Source organism: Acinetobacter sp. 129952 (genome assembly GCF_056642055.1).
On the sequence record NZ_JBWVSU010000008.1, the window covers coordinates 87,992 to 110,506 of the forward strand.

Here is a 22,515-nt window from a genome sequence, read left to right on the forward strand (position 1 = left end):
GTAGTATATGACGGACAAGTCGATTAAAGAGTTAGCCCTCAATGTGGGTCGTCCAGTTGAGAAGCTCCTAGAGCAGGTTCGTGAGGCAGGTTTACCACAGCGTAAAGCTGACGATATTATTACCACCGAACAACAAGACAGCTTGATGAGCCATGTGAAAAAGTCACAGGGTTCAGAAAGCCAAGCAGGGCAAATCACGTTGAAACGTAAAACGACTAGTACGGCTAAAGTAGCCAGTACTTCAGGTAAGGCGAAAACGATTAATGTAGAAGTTCGCAAGAAGCATACATTTGTTAAGCCGGATCCAGAACAGATCAAAGCAGAAGCATTGGCGAAAGCCAAGGCTGAGCAACAGGCCAAAGCTGCGCCTGAACAGAATACAGCGCAAGCTGCTTCTGCTGAAGCTCCAAAAACTGGCGTAAATAACGCGAATAAAGCTCTAGAAGCGATGCGTGCTGCTGCAAAGCAAACCAGCGACAAGCAAGAAGTTTCTAAAGCTGCAGTTGTGGTAAAACGCAAATCAACCAACAAGCCGATTGTGAAGCAAGTTGTTAAACCAACTGAAACCGCTGAACAGAAAAAGGCACGTGAAGCAGAAGCAGCAAAATTAAAAGCTGTTGAAGAAGCGGCACGTCGTAAAGCGGCTGAAGAAGCGCAGCAACGTACGCTTGAACAAATGCGTCAAATGGCGTCCAAGTACACCGCGGAAGATACCACTGCAACGATTCGTGTTGTTGATGATTCTCCTCTGGCTGCCGGCCTTGTTGGTCAGGCATATGAAGACTCTTTTGCCAAAGAAGACCGCGAAATCAAACGTGGTACGAATACGCCGAGCGCGCGTGCACCTAAAAAAGGTGGTCGTCGTGGTCAGGAAGAGCAAAGCTTCAGCAAACAGCCTAAGCGCGGTTTAAAAACCAGTCAAGGCAACAAGCACGGCTTCGAAAAACCTGTGAAAAAACAGGTTTACGATGTTGAAATCGGTGAAACGATTGTCGTTGCTGACTTGGCTGCGAAAATGGCAGTTAAGGTTCGTGAAGTGATTAAATCACTCATGAAAATGGGTGAATTGGTTACTCAGAACCAGGCAATTGATCAGGAAATTGCTGCACTTGTTGTTGAAGAAATGGGCCATAATCCGGTACTAGTTTCTGATACACAAGCTGAAGATAACTTGCTTGAAGCAGCTGAAGAAGCACGTGGTGCGCAATCTACGCGTGCGCCTGTTGTTACCATTATGGGTCACGTTGACCATGGTAAAACATCACTGCTTGACCGTATTCGTCGTGCCAAAGTGGCTGCTGGCGAAGCAGGCGGTATTACCCAGCATATCGGTGCTTACCATGTAACTACTGATAAAGGTATGATTACATTCCTTGATACTCCGGGACACGCAGCATTTACTGCAATGCGTTCACGTGGTGCGAAAGCAACAGATATCGTGGTTCTAGTTGTTGCAGCAGATGATGGTGTAATGCCACAAACTGCAGAAGCAATTGACCATGCACGTGCTGCAGGTACACCAATCATTGTTGCAATCAACAAGATGGATAAAGAATCTGCTGATCCAGATCGCGTTCTGAATGAATTGACTGTGAAAGAAATCGTGCCAGAACAATGGGGTGGTGACGTTCCAGTGGCAATGGTTTCTGCACATACTGGTCAAGGCATTGATGAACTTCTTGATATTATTTCGATTCAAGCTGAACTTCTAGAGCTTAAAGCATCTGAAGAAGGTGCTGCACAAGGTGTTGTAATTGAAGCACGTGTAGACAACAGCCGTGGTGCGGTAACGTCTATTCTGGTTCAAAACGGTACATTGAAAGTAGGTGATCTTGTTCTTGCTGGTTCATCTTATGGTCGCGTTCGTGCGATGACGGATGAAAATGGTCAGCGTATCAAATCTGCAGGTCCTTCGATTCCAGTGGAAATTCTGGGTCTTCCAGAAGCGCCAATGGCAGGTGACGAAGTTCTTGTGGTCAGCGATGAGAAGAAAGCACGTGAAGTTGCCGATGCGCGTATGGATCGTGAACGTCAAAAACGTCTTGAGCGTCAATCTGCAATGCGTCTTGAAAACATCATGGCGTCTATGGGCAAGAAAGATGTACCTATCGTGAACGTTGTGTTGAAAACTGACGTACGCGGTACCTTGGAAGCATTACACGTTGCACTTGCTGAGCTTGCGACTGACGAAGTTAAAGTACGTATCATCGGTTCTGGTGTAGGTGCGATTACTGAGTCTGACGTGACACTGGCTGAATCTTCAGAAGCAGTTCTACTCGGCTTTAACGTACGTGCGGACAATGCTGCGCGTCAAAAAGCAGATGCAGACAGTATCGACATTCGTTATTACTCAATCATCTATCAATTGATTGATGATGTGAAAGCAGCAATGAGCGGTAAGCTTGCACCAGAACATCGTGAAACGATTCTGGGTGTTGCACAAGTACGTGAAGTATTCCACTCAAGTAAGTTTGGTGCGGCTGCAGGCTGTATGGTACTTGAAGGCGTATTGCATCGTAACAAACCGATTCGCGTATTACGTGATGACGTGGTTGTGTTCCAGGGCGAGCTTGAATCTCTTCGTCGCTACAAAGAAGTGGTTGAAGAAGTTCGTGCCGGTATGGAATGTGGTCTTGCGGTGAAAGGCTATAAAGACATCAAAGCACTTGATAAGATCGAAGTGTACGATGTTCAACTGATTAAACGGAGTCTTTAATGGCGGGTAGTCAACGTCTGAAGCGTATGGCGGATACAGTACAACGCGAGTTGTCAGAACTGATCCGTCAGGAGCTGAAAGATCCACGCTTAGGTGGTCTCGTGACCATCTCTGCGGTGAAGGTGAGCCCAGACCTGGGATATGCGGAAGTTTATGTCACTGTGATGGGACGTGAACTTGGCGATGAGCAAAGCCAAGAAGCCAATAAAGAAACTTTAGATGTGCTGAATAAAGCATCTGGTTTCTTGCGCCACGAGCTGAGTCGTCGTATCAAAACCCGTATTACGCCTCGTCTACGTTTCCATTACGATAAGACCAATGCATATGGTAACTATATGTTTGGCCTGATCGCTGAAGCTGTGAAGGACTTACCTGAAGCTGAAGTAAAAAAAGATGATGAATAAGTCTTAGGACTAAAAAAGCCACCTTCGGGTGGCTTTTTTATCTCTCTATTTTGAGATTTAAGAAAATTTGAATTGCTTGCTCAATTAACCTAAATCATCATTGCGATTGATTTTCTTTTCATAAAAGGTACGACGGCGTGAACGCTGCCAAGGCAGGGGACGTTCCAGCGTTTCCGGCACTTCGCCACTCAAAGAGCGTAACCGCAAATGCAATGCAGCCTGTGCCATCAGATTGGCGGATACCGGCGCAGTAATAAAGGCAAACAGGGTAATCAGCACTTCAGCAAAACCGAAACGGCCATACATGGCAGAGAAAATAATTGCTGCAATTAAGAAACTGCCGAGGCCCAAAGTACTGGATTTGGTCGGTGCATGCAGACGCATGAACAGATCGGGCAAGCGCACCATCCCAATTCCGCCGACCAGCATAAAGAAAGCACCAATCAATAGAAAAATCGACACCAGTATTTCTAAAATTAAAGACATTTAAAAACTCCTAGTCGATGACATGGCCAGTGGTAAAATAACGTGCCAAGGCTGCGGTAGAGACAAAGCCCAGCATCGCGACCAAGAGAGCGCCTTCAAACAGAAATGTGCTGCTCCAGTAAATTCCTAAAATCACCACCAGACAGGTTGCATTCAGAAACAGGGTGTCCAGTGCCAGCAGACGATCCACAATAGACGGCCCGGTAATCAGACGGATCAGACACAGTAACATGGAGATGGTTACCGCACCCAGACAAATCAATAATGCATAAGGTAGAATTGTCATGCTTTTTCTCCTGATCGTGCATTAAAAATCTCAATGAGCGGGCGTTCATAGCGCTGCTTAATCAGCTCGATTTCGGCCGCTTCATCATCTGTGCTTAAGGCATGTACCAGAATATCACCACGATCCTGGTCAATCCCTGCAGATACCGTGCCCGGTGTGGTGGTAATAATCATCGCCAGCAAGGTGTTGACTTCTTCATGTTCGGTATCTAGAGGCACACGGAACCATTTTGGATGCAGATTCTTGGTTGGTCCAAGTACCAGTTTTGCGACTTTAATATTGGCTACTACAATATCCCAAACTACGACGAAGAACAGGTGCAGGGCAGGAGTCCACTGGATATTGGGGGTATAGTCAATAAAGGGTTCGACCATACGTGGAATGATGACTGCGAGTAGCAAGGCCATCAGTAGGGTTCCAGCGTCCAGGCTGTGTGCCAGTAAAACCCAGCTCAGTCCCACAATTACAGAAACCAGCGGATGTGGGAACCAGCGTTGAAATAATGATTCAGCCATTAAGGTCCCTCCGCCGGTTTAAGTTGATTATCATCATATTCGGTCTGTTCAATATGCTGCTGGTCAATCTGGCGTTGCTTGAATTCAGAAATATGTTCGCCCTTCAAAGTCGCTTCTGAAATTACATAAGGAATCAGATGCGCATTAGGATCTATCACCTCACCACCATATTTGGTTTCTGGCAAATACTTCGGATCGAATGGCTGGACGCTAATAAACTGACCTTCTGCATCCGGTTTTAACAGCGCGGCTTCATAGACCGAATTGTTTTTGATCTGTTCCGCAGTCTGATAATTATATTGATAGATCGGTCCGGCAAACACCACATAGGCGGTTAAGCTCGCCAGCAATATATAAATGACCCGGTCATTGCGTGCCGGCGCTTTACTCGGCAGGGCTTCATATTTATGAAACTCTTCAGAATCAAGATCATCTTCAGGTCTGCTCGAACGCCAGAACAGGATAAAACCGACCCGGGTAAAAGCCAGAATACTGAGAAAACTTACCAGCAAAATGGTCAGGATAATAATCATCTGATAATCTGAATTAGCAGAAGCCTGCAAAATAAAGATTTTACCGAAGAATCCACTAAACGGTGGCAGGCCTGCCATCATCAAGGCGATGATGAAATAGACAATCGAAACCAGCTTGTTCTGTTTCATCAGTGGGGCGATTTTAAAATGATCTTTAAATTCGCCACGCTGTGAGGTAATCCAACCCGACAGAATATAAAATGCGGCCGCAATCAGGGTGCTGTGTACCAGGTAATATAGCGCACCCGCCCAAGCCGCAGTATTATTCAGGCCAATGGCCACCAAAATCGTTCCGACTGAAGACAGCACCATAAAACCGACAAAACGGCGCAGACGTTCGGTGCCAATCGCACAGATCACCCCATAGACGGATGTGACCAGGCCACTCACTAGCAGACAGTTCATCAGAATCTGATGGCTATATTCATCATCAAAAACCGTGCCGTTGATCCGCAAAATCGCATAAACCCCGACTTTGGTCATGATGGTAAAGAGCGCGGCAACAGGAGTCGTGGCTACTGCATAGGTTTTGGGTAACCAGAAACCCACCGGCAGCATTGCTGCTTTGATTCCAAACACCACAAACAGCATCAAGCCACCAGCAACCGCCAGTTTATGCTGATCTTCTGCAAGGGTTGGCAGCAAACGGGCCACATCAGCCATATTCAGGCTGCCGACACTGCCATAAATCATCCCGAGTCCAATCAGGAACAGCGCAGACGCCAGCAGGTTAATGGTGACATAGTGAATTCCCAGCTGAAAACGTGCCTTACCTTGTCCATGCAACAGCAGTACATAAGACGCCATCAGCAAAATTTCAAAGAATACGAACAGGTTAAACAAGTCACCGGTTAGGAATGCACCAGTCAGACCCATCAGCAGGAAATGCACCATGGCATGGAAATAACGGCCGCGTAAGTCCCATTCTTTGCTGGCATACCAGACCACAGGCAAGGCGAGCGCATAGGTCAACACCAGCATCATGGCCGAGAGCTGATCCAGCACCAGCACGATCCCGAATGGTGCTGCCCATTCGCTGAGGGTGTATACGCTGATTTGGCCCTCGCTGCTGTTTATCAGATAGCTAACGGCAATGATCAGGCCCAAGATTCCCGAGAGATGGCTGATACCACGACGCCAGGGTTGACGCCAGTCCGTGATCAGAGAGCCTGCACCCGGATTGCCTAAAAGTACAAGGGCAAAAGCGGTAAAGGCCGGCAAAAGAATACTGAAAATAGGGGTGTGCTGAGTCCAGAAATTGAGAAGATCAGTCATTAAGGCTCATCCTCACGTGGATCAATCTGGGGGATATCTTCTTTTGAGTCAACGTGGTCTGTTCCTGATTCGTAGCGGCTACGCAGTGCCAGTTGGACAATAAAGGCAGTGGTGGCAAAGCCAATCACGATGGCCGTCAGCACCAGTGCCTGAGGAAGAGGATCGGTCACATTCGAAGCTTCGGTTAATACTGCAGGCGAATTCATCTGAATCCGGCCCATGGCAAATAAAAACAAGTTGACCGCATAACCAATCATGGCCAAGCCCAACACCACCGGGAAGGTACGCGCCCGCAGGATCAGATAGATGCCTGTGGCTGTCAGCAGGCCAATCGCGGAGGCTAATAAAAATTCTAAACTGATCATTCTATTATCCTCTTGGTACTGGGCCAGACATGCTTGAGTGACGTGAATCGCCCAAGACAGAAATCATCAGCATGGTGGCACCGACGACAGTGACATAGACGCCGACATCGAATAGCGCAGCCGAAGCTAAATGCATTTCTCCAATAATGGGCGGAGAGACATAAATATGTGCACTGGTCAGGAATGGACGTGACCAGAACCAGGCTGCGATTCCAGTCAATCCTGCAATCGTTAAGCCGATCCCGATCCAGATTTCATACAGGCGACCGGATTTGGCGCCAAGCAACTGTTCGGTTTTGTCCTGTCCCACTGCGATATATTGAATAATAAGTGCCAGTGAAGTCACTAGTCCGGCAATAAAACCACCGCCCGGCAGGTTATGGCCACGCATAAAGATATACAGGCTGACTACCAGCGCGACCGGCAAAATCCAGGATGCGGTAATACGCAACATCAGCGGGGATGGGTTAAAACGATAGGTCAGGCCCTGAGTCATGGTGGTACCATGCGCACGCATGCCATCCATCAGGCTCAGAACACCAATCGCCGCAATGCCGAGTACAGTAATTTCGCCGAAGGTATCGAAACCACGGAAATCGACCAGAATCACATTCACCACATTGGTGCCGCCGCCCAGAGGAATGGACTGTTGCAGGAAGAACCATGAAATGGAATTGTGATCACGGGTCATGATCAGCCAGGCAATTGCCGCAATCCCGAGACCGCCGCCCAAGGCAATAATGGCATCACGCCAGCGACGGGTCGGACTCGATTCATACGGTGTTAACTGAGGCAGTAAAGATAAACTCATCAGTAGTAGAACCGTGGTGACCACATCGACCGTAATCTGGGTCAATGCCAGATCGGGAGCCGAGAAGCCGATAAAGACCATGGTGACGACCAGACCGACTGCACCGCTAATCAGTACAGCTTTAATCCGCTCATGATGGAACCACAGCAGCATCCAGCAGGCAGAGAACAGCAGTAACCACAGGATAATCGCCAGGGCAGGGGCATGGGTCAGCTCGCGCGTACCCGTACCCACCGCATTGCTGAGTAATGGGAATCCCACCAGCCCGATGGTAAAAATCACAATCCACAATAAATAGCTTTGTAATTTGCCATTTTCAGTGGTACGGCGGAAACGGCGTGAATTCAGCAGCAAATTTTTCAAAAACAGGTCGAACAGCACCCGGCCCTGTAAGCGGCCCAGTTTTGGATCCAAGTCGATTTCTCGTAAGGCGCCGCCTTTGGCGAGAGAAAAGTAAAAGATTATTCCGCCGAGCAGAGCAATCACACTCATTAGCAGGGGCAGGTTGAAACCATGCCAAAGCGCCAGATGAGTACCTTCAAAAGCAAAATTTTGGGTCGTCGCTTGAGTGGTACTGTTGACAATTTTTTCCACTAGAAGCGCGGGCAATAGACCGACTAAAATACATAAAATTGCTAACAAAGTGGCCGGTGCGCGCATACCAAAGGCCGGTTCATGTGCATCTTTATTCGGGACCTGCTTGCCTAGCGGACCATCGAAAAAGACCCCATGCACCAGTCGAATGGAATAAGCGACCGCAAAAATCCCGGCCAGTGTCGCGACAATAGCAGAGCCGACCATAAGTGGACCACTTAAACTGGCGACCAGTTCGGTAAAGAACATTTCCTTGGACAGGAAACCATTGGTCAAGGGTACACCCGCCATGGATGCTGCCGTGATCATGGTCAGCGTGGCGGTAAATGGCAGTAATTGCCACAAGCCAGACAATTTACGTAAGTCACGGGTACCAGATTCATGATCGATGATGCCGGCAATCATAAACAGTGCCGCTTTAAAGGTGGCGTGGTTAATAATATGGAAAATTGCTGCTGCAACGGCCAGTGGTGAGCCAATCCCGAGCAGACACATGATCAGACCTAAATGACTGATGGTGGAGTAGGCAAGTAAGCCCTTCAGATCTTCCTTAAAGATGGCAAAGAAGGCGGCCATGCACAGGGTAAACAGACCAACAAAGGTCACAATATTATGAAACAGTGCAGCACCGGCAAAGATCGGGAGCAAACGTGCTACCAGGAATAAACCGGCTTTGACCATGGTGGCCGAGTGCAAATAGGCAGAGACCGGTGTCGGTGCAGCCATGGCATTCGGCAACCAGAAGTGGAACGGGAACTGCGCACTTTTGGTAAAGGCACCAAGTAAAATCAGCAACAAGGTTGGAACAAATAAATGATGGGACTGAATCTGCTCAGTCATCGTCAGGATTTGGTCAAGCTGATAAGTGCCGGTAATTTGACCAAGCAGGACAAAACCGCCCAGCATCGCCAGACCACCCATTCCGGTAATGGTCAGAGCCATACGCGAACCACGTTGCGCCGCTTCGTAATTGCTCCAGTAACCTACCAGCAAGAAGGATGAAATACTGGTCAGTTCCCAGAAAACCAATAAGATAATCAGGTTATTCGACAATGAAATTCCGAGCATCGCCGCCATAAACAGCATCAGCAGGAGATACAGTTTGCTCAGTGAATTTTTTGGATTGAGATAATAATAGGCATAAATATAAATCAGGGTGCCAATTCCGCTGATCAGCAAGGCAAACAGCAATCCCAGAGAATCCAGGCGAAAACTGAAATCAATGCCGAGCTGGGGCAGCCAGGACCAGGTCTGGGTCATCACTGCACCATCAAAGATGGCAGGCGCCTGACTCAATAATAATAAGAAACTGCTGAGGCTGACACCAATTGCCCCTAAAGCCGTTACCCCGCGCGAAAATTGCTTCAGCCACGAGACAAGGGTTGTGCCTAATACTAACGGTAACAATATAATAATCGGCAGCACACTCGTATCCATTGTCATGATTTAGGTTTTGACCAACCTAAGGTGAATCTTTATCTTTCAAGGATTACAGGACCCCAAGGAGCGACCCAAACTTCTCAATCTTGAAAGCCAAAAGAATATTCAAAAAGAATATAAAACAGTTGTATTGCGCAACTTATAAACGATAGCAAATTCCGATTTTACAATGAAATTCGCAAATAAAACCGATCATATTACAGGATAACAACAACATCAACGTTTTTATGTGGAACTTATAAATTATACGCCGGCTCGGATTTAACAGGCGCTGCATGCTTAAACAGATCATCCAGAAGTGACCGAAAATTAAGATTAAATTGCAGGCATTGATTGTAAATTTGACTCAAAATAGTTTAATCAGGGCAAAAAGAGAATGCTGAAAAGGCTTCCTTGTTTACTCAAACAGTCGCTCTTATTTTTTTGAATCTGTTTAGAGCGACTGAGGTAGCGTCGGATGATGCTCCTGAGCAAGTAAAGCGAGCAATTCTTGTTGCTGTTCCGGATTTAACTGTTGTTGAATCATTTGCAATACAGCAAGCGGTGTGATGGGTTCGGTGACCGTTTCCAGTAAAGTATCTTCAGGCGAGATATCTTTATTTCGCTGCAATTCCAGCTCTGCGTAGATCTGATCAAACTGGGTTTTCATACTTTCAAGATGAATGGGGTGCAGCTGTTTATTTTCCAGTTTCAGACATTGAAAGCCTTGCGCCTGTTCCAGTAATTCAGGCCGGTTGCCGGTCGCAATAATCTGCAAGTTAGGAAAAGCCTGATGCAGGCGTGACAGGATCACTGCTGCCATCTCCTGATCCAGTTGATGATCAATTGCATCAATCAACAAAACGCCTGTACCTTCCTGACACGGGAATAAACTGTTGGTATTCAACAGACAAAGCCGCCGTACAATGTCACCCACCAGCGCAATCCAGTTGCGGATACTGTTGGGCAGTTGCTGGAAGCTAAAGGTCTGTTGCTGATAGGTCACCATCAATTGCAGCTTGGGCTGATATTTTAAATAAATTTGACTGACTTCTGGCAGGATCAGTGACAACGCCTGTTTTAAAGCGGTGAGATTTGGTGCATGCAGATGTGCCTGTGCTTTCTCGATCTGCCGGGCCAGTTCATCTCCGCGAATATCCTCTGGCTGCTGTAAGGCACGCGCCAAAATCTGATCCATAAGCTTAGCACTTTGCGCATTTTCAATATCACTGATTTCACGAAACCATTCAAAAAAACGGGCAAAGGTGGTGAAAGGAATCGCAGTGATTTCATAAGCATGTGCGGACTGGAGAATGGCCGGGTTATTTTTGTTGAGCAGATTGACTTCATTGGTAAAACGTTCAGCAGGATAATAGGCAATCAGGGGCAAGCCGAGCAGGGGATCGTGCAAGCGGGCTTTCTGATACAAGCTGAGCACACTTTCAAGCTGTGAGGTTTCTGCTTTGCTAAAACCCAGCCCCTGACTGTTTAAAGTCTTGTAGATTTGCCATGAACAGCTTTGTAGGTTCGCAGGCTCAGACTGACTGGATTCTGGCAAGCTGCCCATCTCTTCAGGAAAACCAATCCGGATATCGATTTTGGATTGCAGCCGGGTTTGCATGATGTCCTGATCTTGCATCACCAGACCCGCAGCACGGCTGTCGCGATAACGGGCTGCAAACCAGGTCAGTGCCTGATAGCTAAAACGTAAAAGCGTAGTTTTGCCAGTTCCCTGATTGCCCAGAATCAAGGTGACCGGGCATTGCGGATAATTAAACTGGAGCTGAATGTCGGAAAAATGCAGGGTATGTTTCAGTTGAAGCGCTTGGATGTGCATAGATTACCTGTCCTATGATATTTACATCCATACCATGCACTTTAACCGACTGCCTGCCGAAGCGACTGCGGCATCTTGATCTTCAGTTGCTGAATCAGGTCATAAATGTGATGAATATTTAAACTCACTTTAGCACGTGTACAGGCCACGTAAAGTAATCTTAATTCTTCATCACTAATTTTATGGTCTTTTTCATTCAGCTTAAACTGATAGTCATCTTCAATATGAACCCGATCCCATTCCAGACCTTTGGCCTTGTGTGCCGTGGAAATAATATAGTCGGCCTGGGCAATTGGTGTGATTTTAGCCAGAGCTTTTTTCAGCGGATCGGTGCCATGTTCGTCCACCAGTTTGACCAGTGGCTTGATGTCACTGCCTTCATTAGTTTCACAGTATTCATGGACATCATGCCAGGAGTTGAACCAGGCCAGTTCCGGCACATCAACCACACGTTTGCCCTGTTTTAGCATGGCAGCCGCATCGACAAAACGATTCAGTTTGACGTGATCGGCTTGCAGGCTGACTTTATCGCCACGAACTAAACCCGCTAATAACAATTCCATTGCACGAGCATTGGTCCGGCATAAAATTGCATCGCGCATTTTGGTATGCGGTTTATTCACGACTTTAGAGTCTAATTGCGGATTGCCGAGTAAAGGCACAGTTTCATTTAAGGCACCTAAAATGGCATTGGCATTCAGGGCAATTTCAGGGCCAAAACGAAATGAGGTGGTCAGACGCGATTCTGGTAAGGGTAGTTGCTGCATGGCATTGACTGCACCACGCCAGGCATAGATCTGCTGATGCGCATCTCCGACATAAATCACCTGGGTGCTGCGCTGTTTCAGCAAAATCCCCAGCATTAAGGGATCGGCATCTTGGGCTTCATCGAATAGTACATAATCGGCCGGGATATTCGGCTCGGACAGTGCCCAGAGTTTCAGGTAAATGTCATGACCGATGCCGGCCTGATGATTTGGATCAATCGACTCTAGCCAGCGTCGTTCGACTGCCGGATAAAGTTTCTTCTGTAAAGTCTCGATATCATCCGGATGCAACCAGCTCGGCGCCTGAATATGCCGTGGGGCAGGGTATTGCGAACTGGTCGAGCAGAAATAGCCGACCGCATTGGCAACCAAACTTGCCAGACGCGAAGGCATCAAGACATATTTTTCATAACGCCCACCCATCATACGGCGCATGGTCATCGGTTCAAGCCGGTATTCTTTGGCAATAAAACTTGGACTCAAGCGTGGCAAGCGCAGTTTGTCGGTGACTCCACGTGGAACACTGCGAAACGCCAGCGAGTGAAAAGTACGGCAATCGACACCCCGGTGAAACTTGGCCTGTGCTTCACTGGCAATGGCCTTGTTAAAAGCCAGATACATGCCACGTCTTTGTGGCATGGCATCACTGATCATTTGCAGGGTCGTGGTTTTACCTGTGCCTGCATAGGCAATCACTTTAAAGGATTTGCCCAGACGTGCGTTATCAATGGCAGTGGCCTGCTCATAGGTCGCGGTCGGTTTTTTTAAATCAGACACAGATGAATTCAAGGCTTAATGCTGACGGTTGGCTTTTTCGACCAGACCGGACAAGCCTTGGCGGCGTGCCAGTTCATTTAATACCAATTGCACATCCAGGTCGAAATAACCCAGCATCACGATGGTATGGAACCACAGATCTGCCACTTCATAGATCAGATCATTTTTATGGTCTGCCGAAGCATCCTGATCAAAGTCTTTGGCTGCCAGCACGGTTTCAAAGCTTTCTTCACCGACTTTTTCCAGAATCTTGTTCAGGCCTTTATGATACAGCTTGGCCACATAAGAGGAGTCCGGATCGGCCTGTTTGCGTTCTGCCATCATCTGGCCCAGATAAGACAGGACTTCGACCTGCTCAGATTGCGCGGTTGACGCTTGCATCGCCAGCGTATGCGGATTCGTGGATTTTTCACCATAAATCGCAGACGGATCTTTCAGCTGTGCATCGACAATTTCCCAGCCCATTGGCGTGAGCTTGCGATAGAAACATGATTCACGGCCGGTATGGCAGGCAATACCACCATGCTGTTCAATTTGCAGCACAATCACGTCGGCATCACAGTCCAGACGGATTTCATGTACGGTCTGAAAATGTCCTGATTCTTCGCCCTTATGCCATAACTTGCTGCGTGAACGAGAGAAATACACTGCCTGATTTTTTTCGGCAGTTAAAGCCAAAGCTTCACGGTTCATCCAGGCTACCATCAACACACGTCCAGTTTGATGATGCTGGGCAATGGCAGGGACTAATCCTTGTTCGTTAAATTTTACTTCATCGAGCCATTGCGCGTTGTTCATAAGGGTTTCCATCATTTCAATCAAAATATAAAAATACGGATAGGAAATATCCGCTGATAGTGTACGTGATCTCGCAGCATTTGCGGCAAAAATCTGTGTTGATCAGGACAGGCTGTGTCGTGGTTTTTTAAATCAGTCCACTTTATTTCAGATCTTGCAAAAATGAGACAGAGAAAAGCCGCCTGGTTGGCGGCTCGTATTGTGATTCAATTATCCGTATGAAAAATTACCAGTGTTCGCCCGGGAACAGACGTGCATATGCTTTTTGCACCAAGTTTAATTTTTGTGGCTGACCCACAGATGCAGTTGAACTTGGGAACAGGTTATAGCCAATCGACATCAAGACATTGTTGATATCCGGTGCAATTGAATAGGTAATGGAAGCCAGACGGCCCAAACCGGTCGCCACTTTCTTCGGACGTTTCACAATCGCATAGGCAATCAGGTCAGCCGCCTGTTCCGGAGAAAGCGTCGGTACATATTTATAGATTTTGGTCGGCGCAATCATCGGGGTGCGCACCAAAGGCATATAGATCGACGTGATTGCGATTTTATGCGAATGCACTTCTGCAGACAGGCAGCGGCTAAAGGCGTCCAGCGCAGCTTTTGATGCGACATAGGCCGAAAAACGGGTGGCATTGGCCAGTACGCCAATCGAACTGATGTTAATAATATGACCCGCGCGACGAATCATCATTTGCGGCAGGATATTCATCACCAGACGCACCGCGCCGAAATAGTTCAGCTGCATGGTACGTTCAAAATCATGAAAACGATCTACCGACTCATGTACGGCACGGCGAATCGAACGTCCTGCATTATTGATCAGAATATCAATATGATCGACTGAGGCAATAATCTGTTTGGAAACTTCATCAATCGCTTCCATATTGTTTAAATCACATGGAAAGATTGAGGCTTTGCCGCCTTTGGCTTCAATTTCTGATTTTACTTGTTCTAGGGTTTCCTGAGTACGGGCCACCAGTAAAACATGGGCACCTGCATCAGCCAGTTGATGTGCTGTCGTTAAACCAATACCGCTGGATGCACCGGTAATCAGGACGGTTTTACCTGCAACACGTTTTTCCAGTTGTTTGTGTAGTCTAGTTTTCACGTTTGTTATCCCTAATTTGAAGTCAGCGTTCAAATTATTTTTATTAAAGGTCTATGGCGCTCTAACAGAAGATGAGAGCGAAGGTGAGTCCAGATATGATAACCAATTCTTCAGGAAAATCTATAAATTAAAGTATTGAAATTAAAATAAAAATTAGAGTAATTGCTCTATTTGTGTTCACTCTTTCATTTAACTTTTAACATGAAAATAAAAAGTAAAGCAAGTGGCTGTTTTAGAAAATAAATAAAAAAACCTCACCAAAATGATGAGGTTTCGAAGCGGCTCGGGCACCTTTTTAAACGGCCGCCAGCGCCTGTTCCAGATCGGCAATCAGGTCATCACTATGTTCAATCCCAATGGATAAACGCACCATATCCTCACTGACGCCTGCCGATTTTAACTCTTCGGCATTGAGCTGACGATGCGTAGTAGTCGCCGGATGGCAGGCCAGACTTTTAGCGTCGCCGATATTGACCAGACGGGTGAACAATTGCAGGGCATCAATAAAACGTGTGCCGCCTTCGAGACCATGTTCTACCCCAAAGGTCAGAATGGCAGAAGGTTTACCTTTCACATATTTCTGTGCCAAGGCATGCTGTGGGTGATCTTTCAGGCCGGCGTAATTGACCCATTTCACTTTAGGATGTTTTTGCAGATATTCAGCGACTTTCAGTGCATTTTCGGTATGACGTTCCATACGCAAGCTTAAAGTTTCCAGACCTTGCAGAATCAAAAACACATTCTGCGGACTGATCGCAGCGCCGGTATTACGCAGTGGCACTACACGCGCACGTGCGATATATGCTGCTTCCCCCAAAACTTCGACATAGTTCACGCCATGGTAGCTTGGATCAGGCGTATTCAGGGCAGGGAAACGTTCAGGATATTTACCCCACGGGAATTTGCCGCTATCCACAATAATGCCGCCAATTGAATTGCCATGACCACCGATATATTTGGTCAGGGAATGCACCACAATATCCGCACCAAAGTCGAAAGATTTTTGTAGTACTGGGGTGGCAACGGTATTGTCGACAATCACCGGTACGCCATATTCATGTGCAATTTTAGCAATGGCTTCCAGATCAATAATATTACCCAGTGGATTACCAATCGATTCGACAAAGACCAGTTTGGTTTTTTCATCAATCAAGTCACGCAGACTTTCCGGCTTTTCATAATCAAAGAAACGGACTTCAATGCCCTGTTTTGGTAGGGTATGGGCAAAGAGGTTATAGGTACCGCCATATAGCGTTGACACAGAAGCAATGTTGTCACCCGCTTCCGCAATGGTCTGAATCGCATAAGTAATCGCAGCCATGCCAGAGGCCAAAGCCAGCGCGCCAATTCCACCTTCCAGTGCTGCGACACGTTGTTCCAGAACCGCAGTGGTCGGGTTCATAATTCGGGTATAGATATTGCCCTGAACCTTTAAATCAAAGAGATCGGCCCCATGTTGAGTATTGTCAAAGGCATAAGACGTGGTTTGGTAAATCGGCACTGCAACAGCTTTGGTGGTTGCTTCTGGGGTATAACCTGCATGAATCGCAAGGGTTTCTGCTTTATAACTCATTCTGTTTGATCTTCTTGTTTAAGTTTATGGCTTGAGTGTAGCATTTTCACATATGAGTAAAAGTGCAATTTTATTGAAATAAATATATGAGATATTCATATATCGACCTGGATTTGAGTCGTTTATTTTACTGAAAACAACTGTTTAAAAAAACATCATCAATAAACTTGTAACAATGCATTGAAGTTCATGGCAATGGCTTATGTTTTCGCAGCTTTCTGCGTATAATAGCCGATTATTTTTTCGCTCATTTTTGAGCTGGGGTGGTTGTTTTAACCCCATTTGGTTTTTCAGTTGAGGAGTCCTACGTGGCCCAATATATTTACACGATGAACCGAGTGTCGAAGATGGTTCCGCCTAAGCGCGAAATCCTGAAAGACATCTCCTTATCATTTTTCCCAGGCGCTAAAATTGGTGTGCTTGGTTTAAACGGTGCAGGTAAATCTACCTTGCTTCGTATTATGGCGGGCGTAGATAAAGATTTCTCTGGTGAAGCACGTGCGCAACCGGGTATAAAAATCGGTTATCTTGAGCAAGAACCACCTTTAGATGAAACTAAAGACGTTCGTGGTAACGTCGAAGATGGTTTACGTGAACCGCTTGATGCCTTGGCACGTCTGGATGAAGTCTTTGCTGAATATGCAGCAGAAGATGCGGATTTCGATGCACTTGCGAAAGAGCAAGAGAAGCTTGAAGCGATTATCCAGACTTGGGATGCGCATAACCTTGCGAACCAGATGGATCAAGCAGCTGCAGCATTGAACTTGCCTGCTTGGGATGCAGATGTATCTAAGCTTTCAGGTGGTGAACGTCGTCGTGTGGCGCTGTGCCGATTACTTCTGTCTAAACCAGATATGTTACTTCTAGACGAACCAACGAACCATTTAGATGCTTCATCTGTATCTTGGTTGGAACGTTTCTTGAAAGACTTCCCGGGTACCATCGTCGCGATTACGCATGACCGTTACTTCCTGGATAACGTAGCTGAATGGATTCTTGAGCTTGACCGTGGTATGGGTATTCCGTATCAAGGTAACTATTCTTCTTGGCTTGAGCAGAAAAATGCCCGTTTAGAGCAAGAGAACAAGCAGGAAGAATCTTTTGCTAAAGCATTGAAAAAAGAACTTGAATGGGTTCGTTCAAATGCCAAAGGTCAGCAAAAGAAAAACAAAGCGCGTATGGAGCGTTTTGAAGAGCTTAACTCACGCGAATTCCAGCAGCGTAACGAAACCTCTGAAATCTACATTCCACCTGGTCCACGTTTGGGCAACAAGGTTGTAGAAGTTGAAGGCATCAGCAAATCGTTTGGTGATCGCTTACTGTACAAAGATTTAACGTTCACAGTACCACCTGCTGCCATTGTGGGTATCGTGGGTGAGAACGGTGCAGGTAAAACCACGCTATTCCGTATGATGACTGGCGAACAGCAACCAGATACCGGTACGGTAACGCTGGGTGAATCGGTTAAAGTGGCTTATGTCGGTCAGATCCGTGACACTTTAGATAACAACAAAACCGTTTGGGAAGAAGTGTCTGGCGGTTTAGATATCTTGAAGATTGGTGATTACGAAATCGCATCTCGTGCGTATATCGGTCGCTTTAACTTTAAAGGCCAAGATCAGCAAAAGCGCGTAGGTCAATTGTCAGGTGGTGAGCGTAACCGTTTACAACTTGCGAAAATCCTGCAAATGGGTGCAAACGTGATCTTGCTGGATGAACCATCGAACGACTTGGACATCGAAACCTTGCGTGCACTTGAAGATGCCATTCTGGTATTCCCGGGTACTGTGATGGTGATCTCGCATGACCGTTGGTTCCTGGATCGTATTGCAACGCACATCTTGTCATTTGAAGGTGAAACCCCTGAATTCTTCACTGGTAACTATGCTGAGTTTGAAGAATATCGCCGTAAGCGTGATGGTGATGATCTTGTAGCGAAGCGTCAAAAATATCGCAAAATCGGTGTTTAATCATCTCCGACTTTTGTAAATAAAAAACCAGCCTCAGGGCTGGTTTTTTTATGTTTATTATATGGTGGAGGGTAAATTAGATTTCCCACTCATGATTACATTCACGGCATTTCCATTTCTTTTGGGTTTGCATGAATGCCTGCATTGAAATTTTAAAATCAGGTAAGTCCTTATAGAACATAAAGCCTGCGATCAAAGAAAGAATAAAGACGATCACAGTCGCAGTCTGTAAAGTGGTACCTGCACCATCGCCAAAAATCCACATCGCGATGCTAATAATCACCAGCAATAGCAACAGGAACAGGGCAGGAACCAGAAACATTAAGCTTTTAGGAACCACTGGACGTGGAGCTGCTTGACCTGGCTGGGCCACTGGCATGATTTTCGGGCTTTGACACTTAGGGCAACGATATTGCATTACAACTCCAAAATTCTAAATTACTGATTATTTTATCGGAAGATGCGAAGAAACCGAAATATTGCCCAACATAAAATATACAGGCAATAAAAAACCCAAGTCGCAATGCTTGGGTTTTTTATAAGATGACCATAATATATTATGGTCATCTTGAATATGGCGTCCCTACGGGGATTCGAACCCCGGTTACCGCCGTGAAAGGGCGATGTCCTAGGCCTCTAGACGATAGGGACAATTGAGGCAAATAACACAGCTAAAGCAAGACTTGATTTGGTGGAGTCAAGGAGGATCGAACTCCTGACCTCTACAATGCCATTGTAGCGCTCTACCAACTGAGCTATGACCCCAGTCTGTGTGAGCGCTATATTAGGGATATCGCGCTCACACGTCAACACAAAAATTAATTAAGCTTGATCAACTGCTTCATTTTTCGGCAACTTTAAGCTTTCATTGAGTTTTTCCCAGACTTTCAGCTCTTTTTTGCTTGGACCACCGACAATTTCCAGCGCATGACGTAAACGTGCAAAGGTTAAATCAGGACCAATGGTAACCATCGTTTGCATCACGGGTGTAGACGCAGTCGAACCGGCGATCGCAATAAAGAACGCAGGCATGAAATCACGTAACTTGATTTCCATCTGTGTCGCCAAGTCCATCAAGGTCTGGCTCACCGTGTCGTTATTCCAAGTAAACAGGCTTTCTAAACGCCAAATTGCGAATTGAAGACTTTGACGTACCTGTTCATCCGACAGTTTCTTGCTTTCAAACTGTTCTTTAGACAGGGTCGGGAAATGGTTGAAATAATGTGCAGACCAGTTCACAGCTTCAGACAGCAGGTTAATACGCGGTTGAATCGCAGCTGCAATTTCTTCTAATTTGGCACGATCTGCTTTCCAGGCCAATAAGGTGTCTAGAAGTTCAGCCGGGCTGAGTGCCTTGATCCATTGACCATTTAACCAGTTCAATTTCTCAACATCAAAGATCGGACCACCGAGGGATACACGTTTGATATCAAAATGCTCAATCATTTCAGCCAAAGTGAATTTTTCACTTTCATCTGGCATTGACCAGCCCATACGACCCAAGTAGTTCAACAAGGCTTCAGGCAGTACACCGATGTCTCTATAGTAGTTAATTGAAGTCGGGTTTTTACGTTTAGATAGTTTTGATTTGTCTGGATTACGTAGTAGTGGCATGTGGCAGAGTACCGGCATTTCCCAACCGAAATATTGATACAGCAACTGATGTTTCGGAGCAGATGGAATCCATTCTTCACCACGAATTACGTGGGTGATTTGCATCAAATGATCATCTACTACGTTAGCCAGGTGATAAGTCGGCAGCCCATCGGTTTTTAGTAGAATTTGCATATCTACTTGCGCCCAAGGAATCTCGACCTCACCGCGTAGCATGTCATTGAATTTACATACGCCTTCAGTTGGCACTTTCATACGAATGACATGCGCTTCACCAGCAGCCAAACGACGCTCCACTTCTTCTTCAGAAAGATTTAGACCACGACCGTCATAACGTGGTGACTCACCACGTGCCTGCTGTTCTGCACGCATTTGATCCAGTTCTTCTGCAGTTGCGAAACAGTAGAAGGCATGACCTTTCTCTACCAGTTCCAAGGCATAATTTTTATAGATATCCATACGTTCTGACTGGCGGTACGGCGCATGCGGGCCACCGATATCAGGACCTTCAGACCAGTTCAGACCCAGCCAGCGCAATGAATCCAGGATCATTTTTTCAGATTCAGGCGTTGAGCGCAGTTGGTCAGTATCTTCAATACGAAGAATGAATTCACCGCCATGCTGTTTAGCAAAACATAAGTTAAACAAGGCGATATAGGCAGTACCTACATGCGGAAAACCAGTAGGAGAAGGTGCAATACGAGTACGAACAGTCATAGCCGGATCTAATCTTAGATATAAAATTGCAGCTATTATAGCGAAAAAGCCACATCACTTAATGCTTTATTCAACATTGAATGATGTGGCTTTTAAATCCGGGAATATTCAGCGCTGTTGAGGCTGATTAAGAATGAGCGCTCGAAAAAATACTTTGGACAAAGCGGGTGAAGCGGTAATTCTGTTCTGCAAAGAAATTTTGCGAAGGTGCGACTTTAAATGCAGTCAAGACTTTTAGATTATCTTCTGTTTGAAGTGTTTTTTCAGTTTTTTGTTGCTGAATCGCTTTTTCAATCGGCGAAGTCTTGCTTTCAACAGTGCTTACTGTAGGCTTCGACAAATCTGTCTTCACAACAACGGCATGACCGAGTTGAATCGAGAACAACATAATCAGGCTTAGGATGCTGGCTGTGAATAATGTAAATTTCATATCCAAACTTCCTCCTTACTTCTGGTTGGTTTTATTTTGTTAAAAATGTTTTTTTAATACTCTGTCTACAATTTAATCACAGTTGATCATAAAGAAGTAGAACCAAGTCACATTTTTTACAAAAGAAATAATATAACTCTGTGGAAAATTACCAAAAATCGTAATTTTCTGTTTTGGTGGCCTATTTTTAACAGACAACTGTGAAGAGAACGTGAAGAACTGTCTTATATTGTAGCAGAAGATTACTTTTCTAGCAGAATATGTATCCGGATTTAATTGTTAGTAGATATCTCAAAATCAGAAATAGATTGTAGATATTGTTATAAATATATGATTGTTATGTTTATTTTTGATTTGTATAGTGCAGTTCATATAAACAATGAGTTACATCAAATGAAAAAAATAATAGCATCAGCAATCTTGACAATTTTAGTGGGAACAGCAGTACAGAATTCTATTGCCAAAGATTTCCTGAATGTCTCTTATGACCCGACCCGTGAATTTTATCAGGAATATAATGAAGAATTTGGCAAGTTCTGGAAGCAGAAAACCGGACAGACGGTTAATTTTAAACAGTCGCATGGTGGTTCAGGCAAGCAAGCGCGTTCAGTGGTCGATGGTTTGCAGGCCGATGTCGTGACCCTGGCCTTAGCCAATGATATCGAAGAAATCGTCAATGCCGGTTTAATCGAGAAAGGCTGGCAAAAAGAGTTTCCGAGTAATTCGGCACCGTATACGTCTATGATTGTATTCTTGGTGCGTAAAGGAAATCCAAAGCAAATCAAAGACTGGAATGATCTGACCAACGCGGGTGTAGACATTATTACCCCAAACCCGAAAACCGGTGGCGCGCCGCGTTGGATCTATCTTTCTGCTTGGGGTTATGCACAGAAACAGCCCGGCGGTAATGATGCGAAAGCCAAAGAGCTGGTGAAAAAACTTTATCAAAATGTCAAAGTGTTAGATTCTGGAGCGCGTGGTTCACTGACGACATTTGCCGAGCGCGGTATTGGGGATGTGCTTTTATCCTGGGAAAATGAAGCCTTGCTGGCGACGCAAGGTCTGGGTAAAGACAAATACGATATCGTCTATCCATCGATTTCCATTCTGGCCGAGCCATCAGTAGCGATTGTCGATAAGAACGTGAATAAAAATGGTACTACCCATCTGGCAAAAGGCTATTTGAACTATTTATATTCACCAAAAGGGCAGGAGCTTGCTGCGAAATATTTCTTCCGCCCGCGGGATGCCAAAGTCGCTGCCAAATATTCGGCCCAGTTCCCGAAAATCCAGACCTTTACCATTGATAAAGTCTTTGGTGGTTGGGCCAAGGCGCAAAAAACGCATTTTATCAATGGGGCGATTTATGACCAGATTTACAATGAAAAAAGATAAGTAGACGGTAGTCTAAATAAAATAAAGAAAATGGCTAAAGTGTTATCCATTTTCTTTATATCTAATGCATAAAATTCTATATATTAGAGATAAGTAGAATAATAAATAGTATTTTCCTT

The 22,515-nt window shown here is 45.7% G+C and carries 18 protein-coding genes and 2 tRNA genes; 4 read left to right on the forward strand and 16 right to left on the reverse strand.

Annotation, left to right across the window (positions count from 1 at the left end; genetic code table 11):
- Positions 1-7: 7 nt before the first annotated feature.
- Both infB and AC1IR0_RS10520 read left to right on the forward strand, forming a co-directional pair.
- Entirely contained in the window at positions 8-2,716 is a 2,709-nt protein-coding gene (gene infB / locus AC1IR0_RS10515; protein WP_114541781.1) for a translation initiation factor IF-2, read from the forward strand.
- A complete protein-coding gene (locus tag AC1IR0_RS10520; RefSeq protein ID WP_409665544.1) occupies positions 2,716-3,120 on the forward strand; it encodes a ribosome-binding factor A in 405 nt (134 codons plus the stop codon). Before infB ends, AC1IR0_RS10520 begins: the two co-directional genes overlap by 1 nt.
- Positions 3,121-3,204: 84 nt before the next feature.
- Here the strand turns inward: AC1IR0_RS10520 and AC1IR0_RS10525 are convergent, their stop codons facing one another.
- The 11 genes from AC1IR0_RS10525 to AC1IR0_RS10575 form a co-directional block, all read right to left on the reverse strand.
- Complete coding sequence (locus AC1IR0_RS10525; RefSeq protein WP_253147987.1) at positions 3,205-3,606, reverse strand: Na+/H+ antiporter subunit G; 402 nt, start codon at positions 3,604-3,606, stop codon at positions 3,205-3,207.
- Positions 3,607-3,616: 10 nt separating this feature from the next.
- The gene (locus AC1IR0_RS10530) at positions 3,617-3,892 is read right to left on the reverse strand and encodes a monovalent cation/H+ antiporter subunit F (RefSeq protein ID WP_005108490.1); all 276 of its coding nucleotides are present in this window, start codon (positions 3,890-3,892) and stop codon (positions 3,617-3,619) included.
- On the reverse strand, positions 3,889-4,407 hold the full coding sequence (locus AC1IR0_RS10535; RefSeq protein WP_253112238.1) for a Na+/H+ antiporter subunit E: 519 nt from the start codon (positions 4,405-4,407) through the stop codon (positions 3,889-3,891). Before AC1IR0_RS10535 ends, AC1IR0_RS10530 begins: the two co-directional genes overlap by 4 nt.
- Positions 4,407-6,215 (reverse strand): monovalent cation/H+ antiporter subunit D, encoded by a 1,809-nt coding sequence (locus AC1IR0_RS10540; protein WP_409665542.1) that lies wholly within the window; start codon positions 6,213-6,215, stop codon positions 4,407-4,409. Before AC1IR0_RS10540 ends, AC1IR0_RS10535 begins: the two co-directional genes overlap by 1 nt.
- Positions 6,215-6,580, reverse strand: coding sequence for a Na+/H+ antiporter subunit C (locus tag AC1IR0_RS10545; protein ID WP_219307513.1), 366 nt, complete (start codon positions 6,578-6,580; stop codon positions 6,215-6,217). Before AC1IR0_RS10545 ends, AC1IR0_RS10540 begins: the two co-directional genes overlap by 1 nt.
- 4 nt (positions 6,581-6,584) lie before the next feature.
- Positions 6,585-9,422 carry a monovalent cation/H+ antiporter subunit A gene (locus AC1IR0_RS10550; RefSeq protein WP_409665582.1) on the reverse strand — a complete coding sequence of 946 codons (2,838 nt, stop codon included), beginning with the start codon at positions 9,420-9,422 and terminating at the stop codon, positions 6,585-6,587.
- 436 nt (positions 9,423-9,858) lie between these two features.
- Positions 9,859-11,241, reverse strand: coding sequence for an ATP-binding protein (locus AC1IR0_RS10555; RefSeq protein WP_409665540.1), 1,383 nt, complete (start codon positions 11,239-11,241; stop codon positions 9,859-9,861).
- 41 nt (positions 11,242-11,282) lie between these two features.
- A complete protein-coding gene (locus AC1IR0_RS10560) occupies positions 11,283-12,785 on the reverse strand; it encodes a UvrD-helicase domain-containing protein (RefSeq protein WP_253147983.1) in 1,503 nt (500 codons plus the stop codon).
- A gap of 15 nt (positions 12,786-12,800) precedes the next feature.
- On the reverse strand, positions 12,801-13,583 hold the full coding sequence (gene hisIE, locus AC1IR0_RS10565) for a bifunctional phosphoribosyl-AMP cyclohydrolase/phosphoribosyl-ATP diphosphatase HisIE (protein ID WP_180037265.1): 783 nt from the start codon (positions 13,581-13,583) through the stop codon (positions 12,801-12,803).
- 226 nt (positions 13,584-13,809) lie between these two features.
- On the reverse strand, positions 13,810-14,697 hold the full coding sequence (locus AC1IR0_RS10570; protein ID WP_004644933.1) for an SDR family NAD(P)-dependent oxidoreductase: 888 nt from the start codon (positions 14,695-14,697) through the stop codon (positions 13,810-13,812).
- Between the two features lie 295 nt (positions 14,698-14,992).
- Positions 14,993-16,270 carry an O-acetylhomoserine aminocarboxypropyltransferase/cysteine synthase family protein gene (locus AC1IR0_RS10575; RefSeq protein WP_004732469.1) on the reverse strand — a complete coding sequence of 426 codons (1,278 nt, stop codon included), beginning with the start codon at positions 16,268-16,270 and terminating at the stop codon, positions 14,993-14,995.
- Positions 16,271-16,578: 308 nt separating this feature from the next.
- Here AC1IR0_RS10575 and ettA point away from each other — a divergent pair, with 308 nt between their 5' ends.
- Entirely contained in the window at positions 16,579-18,240 is a 1,662-nt protein-coding gene (ettA, locus tag AC1IR0_RS10580; RefSeq protein WP_005263915.1) for an energy-dependent translational throttle protein EttA, read from the forward strand.
- A gap of 76 nt (positions 18,241-18,316) precedes the next feature.
- Here ettA and AC1IR0_RS10585 read toward each other — a convergent pair whose 3' ends face one another.
- From AC1IR0_RS10585 to AC1IR0_RS10605, 5 genes are all read right to left on the reverse strand, one after another.
- Positions 18,317-18,658: a membrane protein gene (locus AC1IR0_RS10585; RefSeq protein ID WP_004281123.1), complete on the reverse strand. Its 342-nt coding sequence runs from the start codon at positions 18,656-18,658 to the stop codon at positions 18,317-18,319.
- A gap of 157 nt (positions 18,659-18,815) precedes the next feature.
- Positions 18,816-18,891: transfer RNA gene (locus AC1IR0_RS10590), tRNA-Glu, on the reverse strand.
- A 38-nt stretch (positions 18,892-18,929) separates the two neighbouring features.
- Positions 18,930-19,005, reverse strand: a tRNA-Ala gene (locus AC1IR0_RS10595).
- Between the two features lie 57 nt (positions 19,006-19,062).
- Complete coding sequence (gene gltX, locus AC1IR0_RS10600; protein ID WP_479741382.1) at positions 19,063-20,571, reverse strand: glutamate--tRNA ligase; 1,509 nt, start codon at positions 20,569-20,571, stop codon at positions 19,063-19,065.
- Between the two features lie 127 nt (positions 20,572-20,698).
- A complete protein-coding gene (locus AC1IR0_RS10605) occupies positions 20,699-21,001 on the reverse strand; it encodes a hypothetical protein (protein ID WP_479741383.1) in 303 nt (100 codons plus the stop codon).
- 393 nt (positions 21,002-21,394) lie between these two features.
- Between AC1IR0_RS10605 and AC1IR0_RS10610 the strand changes: the two genes are divergently transcribed.
- On the forward strand, positions 21,395-22,396 hold the full coding sequence (locus AC1IR0_RS10610) for a sulfate ABC transporter substrate-binding protein (protein ID WP_409665781.1): 1,002 nt from the start codon (positions 21,395-21,397) through the stop codon (positions 22,394-22,396).
- Positions 22,397-22,515: the final 119 nt, after the last annotated feature.

What these genes read in the sequence shown, in the direction of transcription:
- infB (WP_114541781.1), top strand. Translation starts at nt 8, where the DNA reads ATGACGGACAAGTCGATTAAAGAGTTAGCCCTCAATGTGGGTCGTCCA.
- AC1IR0_RS10520 (WP_409665544.1), top strand. Translation starts at nt 2,716, where the DNA reads ATGGCGGGTAGTCAACGTCTGAAGCGTATGGCGGATACAGTACAACGC.
- AC1IR0_RS10525 (WP_253147987.1), bottom strand. Translation starts at nt 3,606, where the DNA reads ATGTCTTTAATTTTAGAAATACTGGTGTCGATTTTTCTATTGATTGGT.
- AC1IR0_RS10530 (WP_005108490.1), bottom strand. Translation starts at nt 3,892, where the DNA reads ATGACAATTCTACCTTATGCATTATTGATTTGTCTGGGTGCGGTAACC.
- AC1IR0_RS10535 (WP_253112238.1), bottom strand. Translation starts at nt 4,407, where the DNA reads ATGGCTGAATCATTATTTCAACGCTGGTTCCCACATCCGCTGGTTTCT.
- AC1IR0_RS10540 (WP_409665542.1), bottom strand. Translation starts at nt 6,215, where the DNA reads ATGACTGATCTTCTCAATTTCTGGACTCAGCACACCCCTATTTTCAGT.
- AC1IR0_RS10545 (WP_219307513.1), bottom strand. Translation starts at nt 6,580, where the DNA reads ATGATCAGTTTAGAATTTTTATTAGCCTCCGCGATTGGCCTGCTGACA.
- AC1IR0_RS10550 (WP_409665582.1), bottom strand. Translation starts at nt 9,422, where the DNA reads ATGGATACGAGTGTGCTGCCGATTATTATATTGTTACCGTTAGTATTA.
- AC1IR0_RS10555 (WP_409665540.1), bottom strand. Translation starts at nt 11,241, where the DNA reads ATGCACATCCAAGCGCTTCAACTGAAACATACCCTGCATTTTTCCGAC.
- hisIE (WP_180037265.1), bottom strand. Translation starts at nt 13,583, where the DNA reads ATGAACAACGCGCAATGGCTCGATGAAGTAAAATTTAACGAACAAGGA.
- AC1IR0_RS10575 (WP_004732469.1), bottom strand. Translation starts at nt 16,270, where the DNA reads ATGAGTTATAAAGCAGAAACCCTTGCGATTCATGCAGGTTATACCCCA.
- AC1IR0_RS10585 (WP_004281123.1), bottom strand. Translation starts at nt 18,658, where the DNA reads ATGCAATATCGTTGCCCTAAGTGTCAAAGCCCGAAAATCATGCCAGTG.
- gltX (WP_479741382.1), bottom strand. Translation starts at nt 20,571, where the DNA reads ATGACTGTTCGTACTCGTATTGCACCTTCTCCTACTGGTTTTCCGCAT.
- AC1IR0_RS10605 (WP_479741383.1), bottom strand. Translation starts at nt 21,001, where the DNA reads ATGAAATTTACATTATTCACAGCCAGCATCCTAAGCCTGATTATGTTG.
- AC1IR0_RS10610 (WP_409665781.1), top strand. Translation starts at nt 21,395, where the DNA reads ATGAAAAAAATAATAGCATCAGCAATCTTGACAATTTTAGTGGGAACA.